Below are 17,163 nucleotides of genomic sequence, written 5' to 3' on the forward strand. Positions count from 1 at the left end.
ATCAAAAGCCGTATTTTCGGGGCAACGCCATTACCCATTTACGCCCATCCACATGAAACAGCCTTCCGACCGACTGAGAAATGTCCGCAGGGAAACCCTTTCAGATGCCTGGTATACCCTGTACCGTTACCGGTATGAGTACCTCCGGTCCGATGGGCGGTGGGACGCACAGGTGCGGGAAGTCTACGACAGGGGGAACGGGGCGGCCGTATTGCTGTATGACCCCGGGAGGTCCAGGGTGCTGCTCACCCGTCAATTCCGGATGCCCACCCTGGTTAACGGCAATGACGGGGGCCTGCTGGTAGAGGTGTGCGCCGGATTGCTCGACAACGACCATCCGGAAGTGGCCATCCGGAAGGAAATCCTGGAGGAAACCGGGTATGCCGTCGGTGCGGTTGAGAAGGTGCTGGAAGCCTACAGTACCCCGGGTGCGGTGACCGAAAAACTTCATTATTACCTGGCGGCCTACTCCCCGGAAATGAAAACCGGGGCCGGGGGCGGGGTGGAAGCCGAATCCGAGGATATCGAATTGCTGGAATATACCTATGAGGAGGCATTGGGGGCAGTCGCCTCGGGCGACATACGGGACGCCAAGACCCTGGTGATCCTGCAGTATGCCGCATTGTTCGGGCCACTGCGCCAGGGATGGCAACCGGGTCAGTAGGTATCCCTTACCTCGCGCAATATCCGTTGCATCCGGTTTTTGACGTTCCCCGAAGGCTCCGTAAAATGGTTGTTCATAAAGGCGAACAGCACCAGTTTCCCGGATCGCGTCCTAAGGTAGCCGCTGAGGTTGTGGTTGTTTCCCAGGCTGCCGGTTTTACCGAACAGGTACGGGGCCTCCCCGTCCCGGTAATAATCTTCAATGGTCCCGTTGCGACCCCCCTGGGCGAGCAGGGCAAACAAGCGGGCCTCCGGGAATTCCCGGTAGAGTTTCCCAAGGAGGTATACCACGGACTCAGGCGTGAACAGGTTGTACCGGCTTAACCCCGACCCATCCACCCAACGGGGTTTTTGAGGCAGGCCGGGCAGGTACTCCTCCAGGACAAAATCCCGGGCCGAACGGAAACTCAGGGTATCCGACCGTGTACCGGAGACCGCCAGCATCAGTTGCTCGGCGATAAAGTTGTCGCTTTCGGCCATCATTTTTTTCAGGAGGGTGTCCACTGCCATCCCCGGCAGGGATTCCAGGGAGTCAGGCGGCAGGTGCCGGCCTTCGTGGATGCGGCTGCCAGTGGCTTCAGACCAGAGCTGCCTTTCGAGCCCCGGGCTTACCCGAATCGGGATATCCAGGGTATCCCCGGATTCGGGAACCTGATAAAACAGGTTCCGGGTTTCCGCCCGCAAACGGCTCCCGTTTTCAATCTGCAAGCGGCTCCCGCTGCCCGCCAGAAGGCTGTCCCCGAACACAGCGGGTTCGGCACGGACCCCATCGGAAGTGGCGGTCAGGCGCAGGATATTCCCGTGGATGGGAAAGGCACTCCGTCCGGGCATATAATACTGGTCGAAGTCGTCCCAGGACCAGCCCGGGCCGTAGGTCGGGTCAGCCAGGTTCGTATTGACCATGGTGATTTCCGGGAAGCCCCTCATGAACCGGAGTGCCGTGCTGTCCCGCAGGTCCGGGTGCAAGGCGGCCGGGTCCCCGGTCCCCACCACATAGAGCGTATCGCCGAGTCGGGCATATTTGAGTGCCGGGATGTGTTGCGGCAGGGTTTTCAGGGCGGCATAAAAGGTGAATAGCTTCACATTGCTGGCCGGGGTAAAGTACTTTTCCGGATTCAGCGCATAGAGGGTATCCCGGGTGCGGGCATCGACCAGCAGCAGTCCGGTAAACTGGTTGGACTGCGTTTCGGCCCGGAATTCCCGCTTCAGGTACCGGGAGACCTTCCGGGCCGGGGAACAGCCCGAAAAAGCGAGCAGCAGCAGGAAGACCACGGCTGCCGACCCCATGGTTTCCATACCCCGGTAGTGCCCGTTAACAGGGGTTTTACACATCCTTAATAGAATTTATCCAAGTTTTAACGATTCCGGAGCAATAAAAGAAAGACATTTTTGGTTAATTTTAAACAAACAACGTCTAACTAAACAAAACTCAAAGAATGGCTGGTACCATGTTGGAGTACACCAAAACGGTGCTCCAAAAAGTGAGTTTCGATGCGCGTTTATTCAGCAGGGAACTCCAGAAAGCTATCCAAAGACTATTGCCAAACGAACTTGAAGAATTGCGCAACTGGCTGCTGCTCTTCACAACTGACAAACCGGAATTGCAACATAGCCTGCAATACCTGCCCGTCTGATACACGCCCCGCTTCTGCGGGGTTTTTTTATGTCTACGGCTTCCCGGCAACATGCCGGGCAGGACTGATGATCTTTACGTCCTGGAAGGCGATGGCCCCGCGTACCACAGAGGCAATTACTTCCTTCAGGGAATCGGTTATCTGGAATTTCAACTCCTTTTTATGGTAGATCAGGCTCACCTCCCGGGCCGGGGGTGGCTCCTGGAAATAGCGGAGCTTCTTCATGCTGGCCTCCCCCAGGTCCAGCGTGTGCAGGTAAGGCAGCAGCGTCATGCCCAGGCCCTCATCCGCCAGTTTGATCAGCGTCTCGAAACTGCCGCTCTCCAGTTGGAAGTGATCCGATTCCAACCGCCCCCCGGCCTTGCAGAGGTTGATCACGCCATCCCTGAAGCAATGCCCGTCCTGCAATAACAGGATATCCTCCAGGTCCAGGTCCTCGGGCCGGATTTTTCCCATCCCTGCCAGTCGGTGGCCTTCCGGGATATATCCCACAAAGGGCTCGTAATACAGGGGGCGCTCCACCAGGTTGTCGATCCGCAGCGGGGTGGCCGCGATCCCGGCGTCCAGATGGCCTTCCTGCAGGTTGGCGATCAGGCTTTCCGTGCTCTGTTCCTTGATGATCAACCGCACCTTCGGGTACCGGTTGATAAAGGGCTTCAGGAACATCGGGAGCAGGGTGGGCATCACGGTCGGGATGACCCCAAGGGTAAAAGTACCCCCGATAAAGCCCTTTTCCTGGTCCACGATGTCGCGGATGCGCGCTGCCTCATTGACGATGTTCCGCGCCTGGTCCACGATTTTCTGCCCGGCTTCCGTAATGCTGATGGGCTTTTTGCCCCGGTCGAAAATCAGCAGGTCCAGTTCGTCCTCCAGTTTTTGTACCTGCATGCTCAGGGTGGGCTGGGTGACAAAACACTTCTCGGCTGCAACAGTGAAGTTCCGGTATTCAGCAACGGCCAGGACATATTGCAGTTGGGTGATGGTCATCTGAGTTGGTTTGGTCACTTAAAAGTATAAAATGTATCGATAGTATTGGTTGTTTGCCATCCGGATATCCGATAATTTCATGGAAAACATCGGACCCATGGAACTTGACTGTATCGGCCTCCCTTTGGCCCGGTCGCGGGAACTTGCCGGGCAGCTCAACCAGCTGCCGGCCAATTTTCAGGCGTATTACCGGAACCTCCGGGGGATCCACTGGAATATCCGCGGCAAAAGCCATCCCACAGGATGGCTTTTTTATGCGGTCTACTGCTAATTCGGGGGATGCTGTAAGGAAACCCGGGAAACCCGCCGTTTCAGGGGGCAGGTTGCCGGTCCCAAACACCCGGCGGGACTAAAAGCGGATATCCAGGTCCACATCTTCCCAGCCGACTTCGAATGCACACGCCCCGAAAGTGGGCGGCCCCAAGGCCATGTCATTGCCACTCATCCCGTAGGGCTCCATGGGCATCCCGCTGGCTTCAAAATCCATGCGCTGATTGCTGTTCTGGTCATGAAGGACGGAAACGGCGTACGTGCCCGGGGCCACATCCTCGAAAGTGAAGGTGAGGGATCCCGCTTTGGCTTCTTTTTTGAAATTTTTGATCCCGGCACCTTTCATAAAGGTTGCATCGGTGTGCAGGGCTGCCAGGATATCTCCCTGGTCGTTAAGGACGTTTTCTATAGTTACCGTTACAGTGACCCCTTTGAATTCCTGGGCGGAAACCCCCATAAGGCTCAGCAGGGAGAGGATCAGAAAAAATACTAGTTTGAGTAAGGCGAAGGGTTGCATAGGTTTTCTTTTAAGATTAAACATGGCCCAAAGATGTCCAGAGGAACGGAATGGGGGAAAACCATCCTACCGAATTGAAGAAAACCGGTTCCGAATCGTAAAGAGGGGGTTTTTTGGCAGTGGCCCATACCTCTCTGCCCGTGCGGGCGGGGTTCAGTTGCCGCCGTATGCCCAGGGTTCAGTTGCCCCCGGGGGAATCCGCTTTTGGCTTGCCGAGGATTTCCACCACCCAGTAGATCAGCTGGCCGATGCCGTTGGCGAATATAAAGAGCAGGATCCAGACCAGCAGGAGGTTGTTGTGCTGCAGGTTCGGGTTTTTTACGGCGTGTACGATATAAAAGACCAGGCTCCCCAGGCTGATCAGGACCATCAGCACGACGATCAGGAAAAACAGCCCAAGGCCACCTAAAAAGGAGGCGGGGGGTCCCCCCTGGTCTTCCAGCCCGTCGATATTGCCCAGGATCGCAAAGATAAAGACGGCATATCCCGCAAAGAGGAGCATCAGGCCAGCGAGGGGCGCAAGGGCAAAGAAGCCCTGCCAGAATTTGTTGTTCAGCATGATCAGGAGATTTTCCTACAAGGTATCGAATTCGCCGGTCAGAATCAAGGCTGCAGGTATCTTTTCATGGCTGCCGCCACGGCGGCGGAGAGACCGCCCCGTCGGGTGAGTTCTTCCATGATCCGGCCGTGGTCTAGCTCCCGGCCCTGGGAGAGTTTCAGGGCAACATCCACCCGGTCAACGGTTACGGTGAACCCCACAATCCCGCGGACCTGCCGGAGGGTTTTTGCGGAAAGTCCTACCATGGTAACCGGGCGCTCGGAGTCCCTTTCGTATTTATCCATCAAATGGCCCAGGGATACGCGCAGTTCGGCCGCATCCTGGAAGCGGAAGGAGCCCTGCACATGCGCCGCAATGTAATTCCAGGTCGGGACCTCCTCCTCCTCATACCAGGAAGAGGATACGTAACTGTGGGCTCCCTGGAAGATGCAGAGGACCTGCTGCCCGTCCTTGATTTGGCGCCATTGCGGGTTGGCTTTGGCAAAATGGCCAAAAAGGGTCATCGGCCCCGGCCCCGGTTCGATTTCAAGCGGCAGGTGGGTGGCCAGGGGGGCGGCTTCGCCATTGGAAACCAGCAGGCCAAAGGCATTGGACTCCAGGAATTCGCGGATAAGCACGGGGTCTTCCAATCGGTATTTTTCGGGGATGTACATAACAAGGCAGTGACAGAATCTCAAAGGTAGGAAAACGGGCGGTTTTTCGGCCGGATACGGAAAGGGTCCACGGTCTGCAGGCGGGGGAGTCCAGGGGAAGGCCTGGGGAGGTTTAGTGGGAGGACTGGAGGGAGCCAGGGGAAGCCCTGGGTAAGCCCGGGGGATAAAGCACGGAATAAGGCCCTTCCCGGCAAGGGGTTTGGCATAGTTCCGCTAGTTTATAAAAAAAAGCATATGCCATTTATCACACACAGCAAACAAGAAGCACACAGTATTTATTACGAAGATTACGGCAAGGGACGGCCGGTGATCCTGATCCACGGGTGGCCGCTCAGCAGCAAGATGTGGGAGCAGCAGGTCTGGAAGATCGTGGAAGCCGGATATCGGTGCATCTCCTATGACCGCAGGGGTTTCGGTATTTCTTCCGCCCCATGGGACGGATATGATTATTCCAGCCTGGCAGGGGACCTCCATGAGCTCATCGAACAATTGAAACTCGATAATTGCCTCCTGGTCGGGTTTTCCATGGGCGGGGGGGAAGTGATCCGCTACCTGACCGATTTCGGGGACAACCGGGTTGCCAAAATTGCCCTGGTGAGCTCCATCATCCCGCTTGTCAAGCAACGGGAAGACAACCCGGATGGGGTACCCTTAAAAACCCTGGACACTATCAAGGATGCGCTGCAAAAGGACCGGGTGGGATTCCTGAAAACATTTTCCAAAGGATTCTACAATTTTGACGAAAACCAGGGGAAAGACCGGGTAAGTGAGGCCCAGCTCGACTACGACTTCATCATTGCCTCCCACGCTTCCCCACGGGCCACCATCGAGACCGCACTGGCCTGGATGCACACGGACTTCCGGAAGGAGCTGGCAAACGTTAAGGTGCCCGCCCTGATCGTCCACGGGGACGCGGACCAGACGGTCCCCATAGGCACCTCGGCGCATCAAGCGGCCAAAGGTATCAGCGGCAGCACGCTCAAGGTGCTTGAGGGTGCCCCCCACGGCCTGCACCTGACCCATGCACGGGAGCTGAACGAATTGCTGATCGGCTTCCTGAAAAAATAATTCAGTCCAACAACTCAGCCGCCGAATCCGACAGTTCGGTAGGCTGCATTTTGATTGCCCGGAGCATTTACCGGTTCTTTGGAACTCGTGGGGAATGCCTCCGGGTTTCTCAATGGGTGCATGGGCACGTCTCCCTCGTACGTCTCCCCGGACCGTTCGGGCTTTACCCGTAGGCAGCTCCCGGAACATTTGCTACATTTATCTGTAATTATGGGAACCAGGCGCTTTATCATTGAATTCGGACGGGCCACGGTAGTGGGAATCGCCATCTACGCGGTTTTCCTGACCATCTATTACTTCACCGGCAGGGGAATCGCCTGGAACCTCGACACGCTCTGGGACTTCCTCGAAAACATGGTGTTTGCCTGGTACATCTACATGGCCAATGCCTACGTGATCATGTATGCCATGCGCCGCTGGGGGTACCGGATTTTCCAACCGAAGAACCTGGTCCAGTCCCTTCTTGGGAATGTGCTGGTGTCCCTGCTGGCCATATTCATTGCCAACTTTACGGTTTATGTCCTGCTGAACGGGGAACCCATGGATACGTTCCTGGCGCGTCAGACACCGGAATACTATTCGGTTTCCCTACTGATTGCCCTGGTGGTGTCCGGGATCTTTTACCTTTTTTATTACTACAAGTACCGTCAGGAGACCCGGGTCAAACAACAGAAGATCATCGCTGGTACGGCTTCCGCCCAGTTCGATGCCCTGAAGAACCAGCTGGACCCCCACTTCCTGTTCAACAGCCTGAATGTCCTCACCAGCCTGATCGACGAAGACCCCGAACAGGCGCAGCGGTTTACCACGTCCCTCTCCAAGGTCTACCGGTATGTACTGGAACAGAAAAACAAGGAGCTTGTGACGGTGGATGAGGAATTTGCATTTGCCCGGACCTATGTACGCCTGCTCAAGATGCGTTTCGAAGACAGTATTGTCTTTGATATCCCGGAAAAAAGCCGGAACCCCGAAGCCCGGATCGTGCCGCTTTCCCTGCAGCTCCTGTTGGAAAATGCCGTTAAGCACAATGTGGTCACTTCCTCCAGGCCCCTGCATATCAGGGTCAGCGAGGAGGGCAACAACATTGTGGTCTCCAATAATCTGCAGGAAAAGCAGGTGGTCAAAAAGTCCAGCGGAGTGGGGCTGCAGAATATCCGGCAGCGTTATGCGCTGCTGACGGACCGGCAACTCGAAATCGGGCGCAGCGCTTCCGAATTCCGGGTCTCCCTGCCCATACTTACCCGACAGGTGCGTGCCGGGAGCGCCCACCGGGATTATATCGAGGACAAACGTTACGAGAAAGCGCGGGAGCGGGTGGAGGCCATCAAGAACTTTTACGGGAACCTGGCTGCCTATTGCGTGGTGATCCCCTTTCTGGTCTGGCTGAATTTCAGGAGTACGGAATTCCCCTGGGCGCTGTTCCCGGCCGCCGGCTGGGGGTTTGGCCTGGTGATGCACGGGCTGGAGGCCTATGGCTACAACCCGCTCTGGGGCAAGACATGGGAGGAGCGCAAGATCCGGGAGCTGATGGAAAAGGAGGATTTTTAATGCCCTCCGGTTCGGTAGCCACTTCCGACAATTCAGTCGGAAATTCTTCGTAAAGGAAGCTTTGGATAAGATCTTTGGAATGTAATTATAAATGATACTCCGATGAACGAACCGTCTCAAGCTGCCCGGTACCTGCGCGCCAAAGAACGCGTGGCATGCATACGGGGCTTTTACTCAAACCTTTTTGCCTACCTGATCGTAATCCCTTTCCTGGCCTGGCTCAACTGGAGGACCTCCGGTTTCCCCTGGGTTATTTTTCCCGCCCTGGGCTGGGGCTTTGGACTGGCCATGCATGGTCTGCGGGCCTTTGGGTACGACCTGATCCTCGGCAGGGGATGGGAGGAGCGCAAAATCCGCGAATTCATGTCGAAAGACGACCTTTAATAAATTGAACGACCAAAATACCACCGTCATGGAAGATTTCAACAAGGAAAGCAAATACCTGAGGGCCAAGGAGCGCGTACAGGAACTGAAGAAGTTTTACGGTAATGCAGTTGCCTATGTTTTTGTAATTTCCCTCCTGGCCATCGTGAATTACCTGACCTACTGGGAATACAAATGGTTCCTGTGGGCAGCCCTGGGTTGGGGCATCGGGCTCTTTTTCCACGCCATCCGGACCTTTGACCTGAATCCTTTTTTCTCACGCGACTGGGAGGAGCGGAAGATCCGTGAATTCATGGAGGATGAGGAACGCCGGCCCGGCAAATGGGAATAACCAATAACGCATCCGAAACAGTATCCGATGAATGAGAACGATAAACTAGAACGCGCCAAAAAACGCGTCGCGGAAATCAAGGGATTCTACGTCCACCTGAGCATTTACCTGGTGATCAATGTGGTTATTCTGGTGGTCCACCAGGTCAATGGCTTCCACGAAAACGGGGGCTGGTTCGCCTGGAATACGCTTTTTACCCCCCTTTTCTGGGGGATTGGCCTGGCTTTCCACGGCGCCAAGGTTTTCGGCTGGATCCCTTTCTTTGGCAAAAAATGGGAAGAAGAGCAGATCCGCAAGTACATGGAAAGGGACCGGAAGGAATCCGATAAATTCAAATAACCCAAGAACCGTTGTGAATACCATTATCATTGAAGACGAAAAACCCGCTGCCCGCCGCCTGGCGCGTATGCTGGAAGGCCATGGCCTGGACGCCTCGGTCATGCTGCACTCGGTGGAAGAGGCCATCAACTGGTTTGAGCAGCACGGGGACCCGGACCTGATTTTCCTGGATATCCAGCTCTCCGACGGCCTGTCCTTCGAGATTTTCGATGCCGTGGACGTGCGCTGCCCCATCATTTTTACCACGGCCTTTGACGAGTATGCGCTGCAGGCCTTCAAGCTGAACAGCATCGATTACCTGCTCAAACCCATAGACGAGGACGAGCTGGCAGCAGCCCTGAAGCAATTCCGGGAACGGGCAGCCGGCAAGGCCCCCCTGCAGGTCGATTTTGAAGACATCCGCAAGTTGCTGGTCAACCCCCTGGAACGGGAGTACAAAAAACGGTTTACGGCCCGGGTGGGCCAACACCTCAAAATCCTCAATGCGGATGAAATCGAATGCTTCCTTTCCGAAAACAAGGGGACGTATGCCGCCACTTCGGAGGGGCGCACCTACCTGCTGGACACCACGCTGGAACAACTCGAGGAAGAGCTTTCACCCTCAAAATTTTTCAGGGTCAGCCGGAAGTTCTTTGTAAACATCGACCACATCAACGATATCATCGCCTACACGAATTCCCGCCTGAAAATCAAGATGAACCGCTATTCCGAGCAGGAAATCATCGTGAGCCGGGAACGGGTGAGGGACTTTAAGCTTTGGTTGGAATAAATTACTTCAAATAGCTGGTAAACAGCTATAAAAAATACATCATAGATATTTCTTATACCAGTTATTCCTCCTTGGGATCCACCCGGTTTTCATCAAAAGAGGAGGGGAGCAGGCGTGGTACCAGGCTGATGAACATGGGCAGTAAAACGGCCCCGCCGGGAAGCAGGAAAATGGCCAGGGAAGGAATGCTTTTGAAGATATCCACCAGTTGTTCCTGCACCTTGGCTTTCTCCTCATCGGTAAGTTCCCGTATGGTGGACTTGGAAAGGAGGTACATCAATTCCCGGCTCTGGGACAATTCGTTTTGAAGGCGCTTGCTGTTGCGCCGGATCAGTTTGTTCACCACCTTGGTCATGCCGTCATAAAAGCGGCCGTCATGCAGCACGGATAATTCGGTGGCGTGCTGCGAATAGAACAGGGTGACTTCGTCCAGGGCTGTACGGATATAGTCTTTTTCCAACCCCAGGTCTTCCCCCAGCCGATAGACAAAGTCGGATTCCTGGTATTCCAGCTTCCCATCCTCCCAAACCGTCAGGCAGGCCACGTCCAGGAAATAACGGGCCGCCCCGGTCCCCCGGTACCCCCCCAGCAAGTCCCGGTAGCCGAGATCCGGTTCGGCATCTGGATCCTCCATAAACGTAATGGATGAGCGGAAGAGTTCCCGGAGCCGCTCGTCCGTGGGGTTCTTCTTTTTGCTCCCGAGAGCCTCCGAAGTGATGTTGATGGTAACAAACTCCAGGTTCCTGGCGTATGGCCTCAGGTCCTGGTGGCCGTCCAGGTAATGCTTGTAGGTGAGCACATCCACAAAGAGGAGCGAATTGGTGATGATGCTGTTAAAGGTCTTGGACAGCATGTTTGCTTCAAGGTAGATCCGGGAATCCATCAGTTTTTCGAGCTGGGTGGACGTTTTCTTGCCGGTGAGTATTTTCTGGAGGAATCCGATACGCCCCACCTCCAGGTCCTTGTAGAAATTGAATACGGATTCCAGGAAATGCGGGAACCGCACCTTCTGGTTTCGCAGCTGATAGGTGGCATAGAGCCCGTACAAGAGGTTGAGTTTGGCGTTCTCGTCCTGCGTGAGTTCGTGGGTTGGCTTGATAAAGGAGGGGATGGCGATGTTCATGCCATAGGAGAAGCCCAATTTGCGGAGTGCCTCGTAGAGCTCCCCGAAATTGCCAAAAGGTTCCGATTTTTTTGCGGCCAGATACCCGAATTTATCGATCCAGCCCGAAGATGAAGGATTCACGACCCGTCGGATTTAGGGGGGCAAATTAATTTTTATTTCCCAGCACAGGTAGCCCCAACGGATAATTTAAAGCCCCTCCCCGATAGCTTTAACGATTTTTTAACAATTCAAACCAAACCCTGCGGGATTCGTTGCGTAAGTGTTGGCGAATCACCTCTTAAATAAGAAACAATGAAAAGAAGACCCATTTTTGGAGGCGCCGTTGTCCTGGCCGGCCTTGCCGCACTGTTTGTGGCAGCCGACCACATCGACGCCCCTTCTGCAGCCGGAAGTACTGCGGATATCGCCGATTTTTTTGCTTTTGAACCCAATGAAGGTTCCCCGAACACGGTTTTTATCGTGGACCTGCAATCGAATGTATTGCCGGACCTGGCGTACGGCAGCTTTGACGAAGAAGTGCTGACCGAGATCAACATCGACCTGGACGGGGACCTTGTGGAGGACCGCGTCATCCAGGCAATCCCCAGGAGCGGGACCATGTATTTCTTCCTGTCGGATTCCCCCCGGACGGGAACCAGCAGCGCGGTACAGGCCGATTCCCCTATCGGGAGCGTCGCCATTTCCGGACCCTCGGCCACCGTGGCCACCACCACGGATGGGGTGCGCTTGTTTGCCGGGCCCCGGCAGGACCCGTTTTATTTTGACTTTTTCCAATTCAATGCGGTGATCGGCGGTATGGCCCCGGAGGGGTTCCTGCCCCCGGGAGAGGCAGCCGATACGTTCGACGGGGCCAACACCCTGTCTATCGTCATCGAAATCCCCAACAGCATGCTGGGCACCCCTACCGGGCAGAATGCCCTAGGTGTACCCGTATACAAGACGTGGGTCACCACCAACCGCAAATCCTGAAACCTTAAAAAAAGAATCCAATGAAATTAAACACCTATTTAGCAGGCCTAGGGCTCCTCGGCATGATGAGCCTGGCTGTAGCCTGCAGCGACGACGACTCTCAGGAACTGGGCATGGCCCCGACCTGCATGGACGGAATGATGAACGGTGACGAAACCGGAATTGACTGCGGCGGCAGCTGTGCCCCCTGTATGGACGGGATGGCACCCGATTTCAGCGGCACCTATGAGCAACAGGACCATATGGGCCGCCCGGGTATCAACACGGTACTCAGTGCCGATATGGAAGGGGAGGCCAGCGTAAAGGACGCCCACAACGCCTCCATTCCCTCGGAGATGACTGCTGCCTTCCAGGCGGGGTTCCAGGCGCGCCTTGAAGCGTACCACGACGTGTATGCCAACCTGCTCGGCCTGGACCCGGCCGATGTGAATTACGAGACGAATATCCTAGGCCTGGACGCCGCCACGCTGACCACCTACCTGTCGGCCGATGTGCTTGAGGTGGCCCCGGATGCCCCGACCACCTATTTTAACCCCGGAACCGACAACGACAATGACGGTCGGATCCTGGTCCCCGACGGGGATGAGATTGGCCTGACCGGCCGCACCCTCCGGGACGATGTGATCGATATCAGCCTGATCCTGCTTTTCGGCGGGGCTGAGGGCGACCGGTTCAGCGGCCAGGACCTTGATGGGGACGGCATGCAGGACCTGCCCAGGCTCACCTCGGATGGAGTGTCCCTGACAGCGGATATCAGCGCCGACTTCCCGTACATAGGCGCCCCTGAATAAGCGAAAATTGCTGTGAAGAAGGACAGGGGAGGAGCCCGTTTCCCCCGACGGCCCTCCCCTTCTTTTTGATGAACCTGAAAAACACTGTATTGTGAAAATTATACCCTACCTATTGTGGATCCCGGCACTTGTGATGCTCGGGTGCCAGCAACCCGCCGACCAGGCGGTCACCCACCCGGACGATTACAACAGCTACCTTGGTAGTGCACCCACCGGGCCTGATTCCAAATATTTCCGGATCTGGAATTCCAAGATCCGCCCGGACAGCATGCAACTAACCAGTTTTGGCGTGGTGGCGGGTGAATACGCCCGCGCTTTTGAGCATTCCGGGAATATTGAATACCTCAAAATGGCCGAACAGGCCCTCAGGCGGGGCGTGGAAATCGCTGCCATCGGGAAAGCCGACTTTTACCGGGCACTGGCGCGAAACTATATCTCCCAGCACCGCTTCCGGGAAGCGGCCTTGCTGGCCGATTCCGCTATGGCCATGGGAAGCGGCATGCGTGCCAACCACGCGCTGCAATTCGATGTCCTGATGGAGCTGGGCCGGTACGATGCCGCCGAAAAACACCTTGGGGAGATCGCCGATATGGCCCGGATGGATTACCTGATCCGCCTGGCGAAATGGAGCGACCACCAGGGGGACCTCAAAAAGGCGATATTTTGCCTGGAACTGGCTGCGGGTAAAGCGCAGCGCAGCAAAAACCCGGCCCTGGTCCAGTGGTTCTATACGAACCTGGCCGATTACTATGGGCATGCAGGGGAAATCGAAAAATCCTACCGCCACTACCTGAAAGCCCTGGAGCTGGATCCTTCCAACGCCTATGCCAAAAAGGGCCTGGCCTGGATCGTCTATTCCCACGAGCGCAACCCGGCAGAGGCCATGCGCATCCTCGATTCGGTAACCTCCTATTACCGCACCCCGGATATCTGGCTACTCAAGGCGGATATCGCCGGTGCCCTGGGCAAACACCTGGACCGGGCGGCATACCTGGACCGGTTTTCTCAAATGATCCAAAACCCCGATTACGGGGGGATGTACAATTCCCACGCCATTGCCCTTTACCTGGAGACAACCGGGCAGGTCGAGAAGGCCCTGACCCTTGCCGGGGAAGAGGCGACGAACCGGGCAACTCCCGAGGTCTTCAGCCTGCTGGCCTATGCCTATTACCGCAACGGCCAGGCCGACAAGGCCCTCGAACTGGTACGCGACCAGGTGGATGGCCGAACCCATGAACCTCAACCCCTGTTATACGCAGCAGAAATCTACAAGGCGACCGGCCGGGAAGGCCGTGCTGCCGAACTCGCGGGGGAACTGGAGGAGGCCGTTTACGAGCTGGGCCCGGAAACCGGGGCGCGCCTGAGATCCCTGAAAATGTAGTAAGGTCAATACAGGAGGTTCCTCAGGATTAAATTGGACCCTGCTGCAACGAAAGCCCGGCATCCGATGGATTTCCGGGCTTTTCATCGAATACTGTGAATAATTATCACCTGAAATGGAGCGAATAGACTATTTTAGTGTGTTCAGAACCAAATCAACCCGCGGGCTGCCCCGCCTTCGGGTACCGAACTTTAAAACTATATGTCATGGAAATCCTGCTTTTCTCCATCTGGCTGGCTGTAATGGCCACCTCAGGAACAATGGTCTACCTGGCCCACCACTCCCTCAGGAAAACCCGCAAAACCGGAAGGTAACTGCCTATGGTGCACTGATACCGGTTCCGGAAATCCACAGGTCTCGGGAAACATCCGTACATTTTACGTATACTTCCCGACCATGATCAGTGTGGTGATTCCCGCCCATAACGAATGCGAAAACCTCCGCCGGCTCCTGCCGTACCTGCTCGGGTTGCAGGCAGGCGGTCCTGTGGAACTCCTGCCTGTCCTCTCTGCCGCCACTGATGACGGTTCAGCCGGAGTGGTGCGGCAATGCGGCCTGGAGCCCCTGCAATGCACGGAGACCTGCCGTGCCTCCCAGATGAATACCGGTGCCCGCCGGGCCCGGGGCAGCACCCTGGTATTCCTGCACGCGGATGTCTGGCCCCCCGAACAGTTTTTCGAAGACATCCGGCACACCCTGTCCGGTCCCTTCCAGGCCGGTTTCTTCTCCTATCGATTCGACCTTGACACCCTGCTCTTGCGGATTAACAGCCGCTTTACGCGTAGGGATGGGTTCTTTACCGGGGGAGGGGACCAGTGCCTGTTTATCGAACGGGAGGCCTTTGACCAGCTGGGCGGGTTTGATCCCGGCCAGGTGCTGATGGAGGATTTTGAATTCTTTGGCCGGATGAAGCGCGCCCGGTTGCCCTATCGGATCGTACCCAACGACCTGGTTGTTTCGGCCCGGAAGTACCGGGTTAATTCTTACCTGCGCGTGAACCTGGGCAACCTCATGCTCCTGATCCTGTTTCGGTGCGGCTGCCGCCCGGCTGCCCTGCGCAAGCTCCACAACAGCCTGCTGCGGTCCGTTGAATAAGTTGGGTGGAAGGTCCGGGGATTCTGGTGGTTCCCGAAGGGCGCTACACCGCCCCGAGGGTATAGAGCTGCTCCAGGGTAGGCGACTCACTCCCACCGGCAGGTTCCAGGGTGATACCAAAAGCTTCGGATTCGTTCGGGTTGTTGAGGGCGAAGATGCGGTTTTCCTCAGCAGAAAAGTCTTCCAGCAACCCCAGGCTGGTGGGGGTCAGGGGGTCCAGTTTCAGGGACCAGACCTGGTAGACCATTCCCGGGGGCGGTTCGGGCAGGCCGAGGGCATCGATCAGCAATTGCCCCGACTCCCGGTTCCAGTAAACCCTGGCATAGGCCTCCGGAGCAGCCTGTTGTCCCTGCAGGGGGACTACTGAAATATCCCGTGCCCGGAGTTCCCGCATCAGGGAATCGGTACCGGCCAATGCCTCCCGGGCGGCTTCCACCTGCTCCTCGAGCAGCTGGTTGTCCAGCTGAAGTACCTGGACATCCTCTCGCAGGCGCTGCCTTTCGGACGCCATCCAGATGAGCCCTGCCCCCAGGAGGAGGGCAGCAGCCCAACCTGCCCAGGTGATCCAGGGTTTCCGGCTGGCCTGCAGGGTGCGGACGCCGGGGGTTTCAACCCCGATCTCCTTCCCGACGGGTCCAAATGCCAAAGCCGATCCCTTCGGGGCCATGCTTTCCCCCAATGCGACATAGGCATTTTCGATGGCCTGGATTTCGGCCTGGATTTCCGGGTGTTTGGCAGCGAGGCGCTGCACTTCGCGGCTTTCAGCCTCGGAGAGCACCCCGGCCACAAACAGCTCCAGAATCCCGGAATCTATGTAGGCTTGCACATCCATCAGTTCGGCAGATTTTTACGGAGTCGGGAGATGCAATTGCGGTTCCTGGTTTTCACCGTCCCCAGGGGAACATCCAGGAATTCCGAAGTTTCCTTCTGCGTCAGGCCCTTAAAATACAGCAAATCGATGATTTGATGGCATTTCTTTCCAAGGTCCCGGATCAGCTCTTTCACGCGATTGATGTCCACGCCAAAGTCTTGCGCTTCCGCCTCTTCTGCCATATCTACGAAGAAACTGGAATGAAGGTTCAATTGTTGTTCCTTGTGGGACTTTGACCGCAGTTCGTCGATGGCGGCGTTCCGGGCAATGTTGAGGATCCAGGTAAAAAAGCGGCCCTTGCCTGCGTCGTACTGGTCCCGGTAATTCCAGATTTTGACAAATACGTCCTGGGTAAGCTCTTCGGCCCGTTCCCTGTTGCGCAGGATCGAATGAACCACCCCGCAGATAGCGGTGGAATAGTTCGTGTGCAGCTGTTCAAAGGCAACGGCGTCACCTTTTTTGAAGCGGTCAATCAGGGGGTCCTGTTCCAAGCTCTGCCGGATCTGCTTTTTATCGGGTTAGATGAAAATAAACCCGGGGGTTACTGGATGATTCCGGTGCAACTGACACGCGCACCTGCCGCCCCGCTGGGCTGGGAAGTAAAGTCGTCACTGCCCTGGTGCACGATTACGGCCTTGCCAATGAGGTTTTTGTTGGGGTCATCGCAACCCAAACACCACTGGTCCGTTTCAAAGTGCACAGCGGCGGTCCCGTCTGCAGCAGCGGTGAAATTGCCGATATCCCCTTTGTGATACCCGGCGTCATCCCCCCATTTGCCGTGCGGCTGCCCGGTGGGGTTCCAGTGTCCGCCCGCAGAGGTGCCGTCGGCTGCGGTACAATCTGCTTTTTCATGGATATGGATCGCATGGTCTCCGGGGGTCAGGCCGGTAAATTCGGCGTGCATCATGACCTGCCCGTCTTTCTCGGTAAAGGTCACATCCCCCTGGACACCGCTTTCACTTTTGGGTTCCATGGAAAATTTAACGACTTCTTCGCTGCTTTCCTCGGTGACGGCTTCCATGGTTTCCTCCATTTCATCCGCCGCGGCGTCCGCTTCTTTTTTCGCTTCCTTGCAGCTGTAGCTCAGGGTAAAAAGAACTGCGAGAATTCCTATAGTGGTCTTTTTCATTTTACTGGTTTTAGGTTCGACTAAAAATACGGAATTATCCGGTCGGAGGCAACCTCGATCCGGTTTTCCTTTGACCAGA

22 protein-coding genes are annotated in these 17,163 nt (G+C 56.1%); 13 read left to right on the forward strand and 9 right to left on the reverse strand.

The features are described from left to right. Positions 1-52: 52 nt before the first annotated feature. Positions 53-664 carry an NUDIX domain-containing protein gene (locus H7F20_RS08435; RefSeq protein ID WP_185785649.1) on the forward strand — a complete coding sequence of 204 codons (612 nt, stop codon included), beginning with the start codon at positions 53-55 and terminating at the stop codon, positions 662-664. Here the strand turns inward: H7F20_RS08435 and H7F20_RS08440 are convergent. After that, a complete protein-coding gene (locus H7F20_RS08440; RefSeq protein WP_185785650.1) occupies positions 658-1,995 on the reverse strand; it encodes a D-alanyl-D-alanine carboxypeptidase/D-alanyl-D-alanine-endopeptidase in 1,338 nt (445 codons plus the stop codon). The two genes, H7F20_RS08435 and H7F20_RS08440, sit on opposite strands and share 7 nt — an antisense overlap. Before the next feature lie 104 nt (positions 1,996-2,099). Here H7F20_RS08440 and H7F20_RS08445 point away from each other — a divergent pair, with 104 nt between their 5' ends. Beyond that, positions 2,100-2,297 carry a hypothetical protein gene (locus H7F20_RS08445; RefSeq protein ID WP_185785651.1) on the forward strand — a complete coding sequence of 66 codons (198 nt, stop codon included), beginning with the start codon at positions 2,100-2,102 and terminating at the stop codon, positions 2,295-2,297. A gap of 33 nt (positions 2,298-2,330) precedes the next feature. On the opposite strand, the gene H7F20_RS08450 is transcribed toward H7F20_RS08445, so the two are convergent. Beyond that, entirely contained in the window at positions 2,331-3,284 is a 954-nt protein-coding gene (locus H7F20_RS08450) for a LysR family transcriptional regulator (RefSeq protein WP_185785652.1), read from the reverse strand. A gap of 97 nt (positions 3,285-3,381) precedes the next feature. On the opposite strand from H7F20_RS08450, the gene H7F20_RS08455 reads away from it, so the two are divergent. After that, positions 3,382-3,555 carry a hypothetical protein gene (locus H7F20_RS08455; RefSeq protein ID WP_221898708.1) on the forward strand — a complete coding sequence of 58 codons (174 nt, stop codon included), beginning with the start codon at positions 3,382-3,384 and terminating at the stop codon, positions 3,553-3,555. Between the two features lie 78 nt (positions 3,556-3,633). Here the strand turns inward: H7F20_RS08455 and H7F20_RS08460 are convergent, their stop codons facing one another. The 3 genes from H7F20_RS08460 to H7F20_RS08470 all read right to left on the reverse strand — a co-directional run bounded on the left by H7F20_RS08460 (position 3,634) and on the right by H7F20_RS08470 (position 5,283). After that, positions 3,634-4,071 (reverse strand): DUF2141 domain-containing protein, encoded by a 438-nt coding sequence (locus tag H7F20_RS08460; protein WP_185785654.1) that lies wholly within the window; start codon positions 4,069-4,071, stop codon positions 3,634-3,636. A gap of 178 nt (positions 4,072-4,249) precedes the next feature. Then, positions 4,250-4,630 (reverse strand): hypothetical protein, encoded by a 381-nt coding sequence (locus H7F20_RS08465; protein WP_185785655.1) that lies wholly within the window; start codon positions 4,628-4,630, stop codon positions 4,250-4,252. Between the two features lie 44 nt (positions 4,631-4,674). Continuing rightward, a complete protein-coding gene (locus H7F20_RS08470; RefSeq protein ID WP_185785656.1) occupies positions 4,675-5,283 on the reverse strand; it encodes an FMN-binding negative transcriptional regulator in 609 nt (202 codons plus the stop codon). A 234-nt stretch (positions 5,284-5,517) separates the two neighbouring features. Here H7F20_RS08470 and H7F20_RS08475 point away from each other — a divergent pair, with 234 nt between their 5' ends. From H7F20_RS08475 to H7F20_RS08500, 6 genes are all read left to right on the forward strand, one after another. Then, positions 5,518-6,351 (forward strand): alpha/beta fold hydrolase, encoded by an 834-nt coding sequence (locus H7F20_RS08475; RefSeq protein WP_185785657.1) that lies wholly within the window; start codon positions 5,518-5,520, stop codon positions 6,349-6,351. A 210-nt stretch (positions 6,352-6,561) separates the two neighbouring features. Beyond that, on the forward strand, positions 6,562-7,899 hold the full coding sequence (locus H7F20_RS08480; RefSeq protein ID WP_185785658.1) for a 2TM domain-containing protein: 1,338 nt from the start codon (positions 6,562-6,564) through the stop codon (positions 7,897-7,899). A 102-nt stretch (positions 7,900-8,001) separates the two neighbouring features. Beyond that, positions 8,002-8,283 (forward strand): 2TM domain-containing protein, encoded by a 282-nt coding sequence (locus H7F20_RS08485; protein WP_185785659.1) that lies wholly within the window; start codon positions 8,002-8,004, stop codon positions 8,281-8,283. A gap of 28 nt (positions 8,284-8,311) precedes the next feature. Continuing rightward, positions 8,312-8,614 carry a 2TM domain-containing protein gene (locus H7F20_RS08490; protein ID WP_185785660.1) on the forward strand — a complete coding sequence of 101 codons (303 nt, stop codon included), beginning with the start codon at positions 8,312-8,314 and terminating at the stop codon, positions 8,612-8,614. Positions 8,615-8,641: 27 nt separating this feature from the next. Continuing rightward, positions 8,642-8,953 (forward strand): 2TM domain-containing protein, encoded by a 312-nt coding sequence (locus tag H7F20_RS08495; RefSeq protein ID WP_185785661.1) that lies wholly within the window; start codon positions 8,642-8,644, stop codon positions 8,951-8,953. Positions 8,954-8,966: 13 nt separating this feature from the next. Further along, positions 8,967-9,722 carry a LytTR family DNA-binding domain-containing protein gene (locus H7F20_RS08500; protein ID WP_185785662.1) on the forward strand — a complete coding sequence of 252 codons (756 nt, stop codon included), beginning with the start codon at positions 8,967-8,969 and terminating at the stop codon, positions 9,720-9,722. 61 nt (positions 9,723-9,783) lie between these two features. Here H7F20_RS08500 and H7F20_RS08505 read toward each other — a convergent pair whose 3' ends face one another. Continuing rightward, positions 9,784-10,968 (reverse strand): LETM1-related biofilm-associated protein, encoded by a 1,185-nt coding sequence (locus H7F20_RS08505; RefSeq protein WP_185785663.1) that lies wholly within the window; start codon positions 10,966-10,968, stop codon positions 9,784-9,786. A gap of 171 nt (positions 10,969-11,139) precedes the next feature. On the opposite strand from H7F20_RS08505, the gene H7F20_RS08510 reads away from it, so the two are divergent. The 4 genes from H7F20_RS08510 (at position 11,140) to H7F20_RS08525 (ending at position 15,084) form a co-directional block, all read left to right on the forward strand. Then, entirely contained in the window at positions 11,140-11,817 is a 678-nt protein-coding gene (locus H7F20_RS08510) for a DUF4331 family protein (protein WP_185785664.1), read from the forward strand. A gap of 20 nt (positions 11,818-11,837) precedes the next feature. Then, positions 11,838-12,608 carry a DUF4331 family protein gene (locus H7F20_RS08515; protein WP_255444019.1) on the forward strand — a complete coding sequence of 257 codons (771 nt, stop codon included), beginning with the start codon at positions 11,838-11,840 and terminating at the stop codon, positions 12,606-12,608. Between the two features lie 91 nt (positions 12,609-12,699). Then, the gene (locus H7F20_RS08520) at positions 12,700-13,989 is read left to right on the forward strand and encodes a hypothetical protein (protein ID WP_185785665.1); all 1,290 of its coding nucleotides are present in this window, start codon (positions 12,700-12,702) and stop codon (positions 13,987-13,989) included. A gap of 396 nt (positions 13,990-14,385) precedes the next feature. Then, the gene (locus H7F20_RS08525; RefSeq protein ID WP_185785666.1) at positions 14,386-15,084 is read left to right on the forward strand and encodes a glycosyltransferase; all 699 of its coding nucleotides are present in this window, start codon (positions 14,386-14,388) and stop codon (positions 15,082-15,084) included. A gap of 43 nt (positions 15,085-15,127) precedes the next feature. Here H7F20_RS08525 and H7F20_RS08530 read toward each other — a convergent pair whose 3' ends face one another. Genes H7F20_RS08530 through H7F20_RS08540 form a run of 3 tightly spaced genes read right to left on the reverse strand, consistent with a single transcriptional unit; the run spans position 15,128 to position 17,084 of the window. Continuing rightward, complete coding sequence (locus tag H7F20_RS08530; RefSeq protein ID WP_185785667.1) at positions 15,128-15,916, reverse strand: anti-sigma factor domain-containing protein; 789 nt, start codon at positions 15,914-15,916, stop codon at positions 15,128-15,130. Beyond that, positions 15,916-16,446: an RNA polymerase sigma factor gene (locus tag H7F20_RS08535; RefSeq protein ID WP_185785668.1), complete on the reverse strand. Its 531-nt coding sequence runs from the start codon at positions 16,444-16,446 to the stop codon at positions 15,916-15,918. The genes H7F20_RS08530 and H7F20_RS08535 overlap by 1 nt, the downstream gene beginning before the upstream one ends. 50 nt (positions 16,447-16,496) lie before the next feature. Beyond that, on the reverse strand, positions 16,497-17,084 hold the full coding sequence (locus tag H7F20_RS08540; protein ID WP_185785669.1) for a superoxide dismutase family protein: 588 nt from the start codon (positions 17,082-17,084) through the stop codon (positions 16,497-16,499). Between the last annotated feature and the right edge of the window lie 79 nt (positions 17,085-17,163).

Source organism: Robiginitalea sp. SC105 (assembly GCF_014243345.1).
In the GTDB taxonomy this organism is placed as follows: Bacteria; Bacteroidota; Bacteroidia; order Flavobacteriales; family Flavobacteriaceae; genus Robiginitalea.

Bases quoted from the DNA above. Each gene is read 5' to 3' on its own strand.
- H7F20_RS08455 (WP_221898708.1), top strand. From the start codon at position 3,382: ATGGAACTTGACTGTATCGGCCTCCCTTTGGCCCGGTCGCGGGAACTT.
- H7F20_RS08525 (WP_185785666.1), top strand. From the start codon at position 14,386: ATGATCAGTGTGGTGATTCCCGCCCATAACGAATGCGAAAACCTCCGC.
- H7F20_RS08470 (WP_185785656.1), bottom strand. From the start codon at position 5,283: ATGTACATCCCCGAAAAATACCGATTGGAAGACCCCGTGCTTATCCGC.
- H7F20_RS08440 (WP_185785650.1), bottom strand. From the start codon at position 1,995: ATGTGTAAAACCCCTGTTAACGGGCACTACCGGGGTATGGAAACCATG.
- H7F20_RS08480 (WP_185785658.1), top strand. From the start codon at position 6,562: ATGGGAACCAGGCGCTTTATCATTGAATTCGGACGGGCCACGGTAGTG.
- H7F20_RS08530 (WP_185785667.1), bottom strand. From the start codon at position 15,916: ATGGATGTGCAAGCCTACATAGATTCCGGGATTCTGGAGCTGTTTGTG.
- H7F20_RS08515 (WP_255444019.1), top strand. From the start codon at position 11,838: ATGAAATTAAACACCTATTTAGCAGGCCTAGGGCTCCTCGGCATGATG.
- H7F20_RS08435 (WP_185785649.1), top strand. From the start codon at position 53: ATGAAACAGCCTTCCGACCGACTGAGAAATGTCCGCAGGGAAACCCTT.
- H7F20_RS08450 (WP_185785652.1), bottom strand. From the start codon at position 3,284: ATGACCATCACCCAACTGCAATATGTCCTGGCCGTTGCTGAATACCGG.
- H7F20_RS08540 (WP_185785669.1), bottom strand. From the start codon at position 17,084: ATGAAAAAGACCACTATAGGAATTCTCGCAGTTCTTTTTACCCTGAGC.
- H7F20_RS08460 (WP_185785654.1), bottom strand. From the start codon at position 4,071: ATGCAACCCTTCGCCTTACTCAAACTAGTATTTTTTCTGATCCTCTCC.
- H7F20_RS08465 (WP_185785655.1), bottom strand. From the start codon at position 4,630: ATGCTGAACAACAAATTCTGGCAGGGCTTCTTTGCCCTTGCGCCCCTC.
- H7F20_RS08510 (WP_185785664.1), top strand. From the start codon at position 11,140: ATGAAAAGAAGACCCATTTTTGGAGGCGCCGTTGTCCTGGCCGGCCTT.
- H7F20_RS08485 (WP_185785659.1), top strand. From the start codon at position 8,002: ATGAACGAACCGTCTCAAGCTGCCCGGTACCTGCGCGCCAAAGAACGC.
- H7F20_RS08495 (WP_185785661.1), top strand. From the start codon at position 8,642: ATGAATGAGAACGATAAACTAGAACGCGCCAAAAAACGCGTCGCGGAA.
- H7F20_RS08475 (WP_185785657.1), top strand. From the start codon at position 5,518: ATGCCATTTATCACACACAGCAAACAAGAAGCACACAGTATTTATTAC.
- H7F20_RS08490 (WP_185785660.1), top strand. From the start codon at position 8,312: ATGGAAGATTTCAACAAGGAAAGCAAATACCTGAGGGCCAAGGAGCGC.
- H7F20_RS08445 (WP_185785651.1), top strand. From the start codon at position 2,100: ATGGCTGGTACCATGTTGGAGTACACCAAAACGGTGCTCCAAAAAGTG.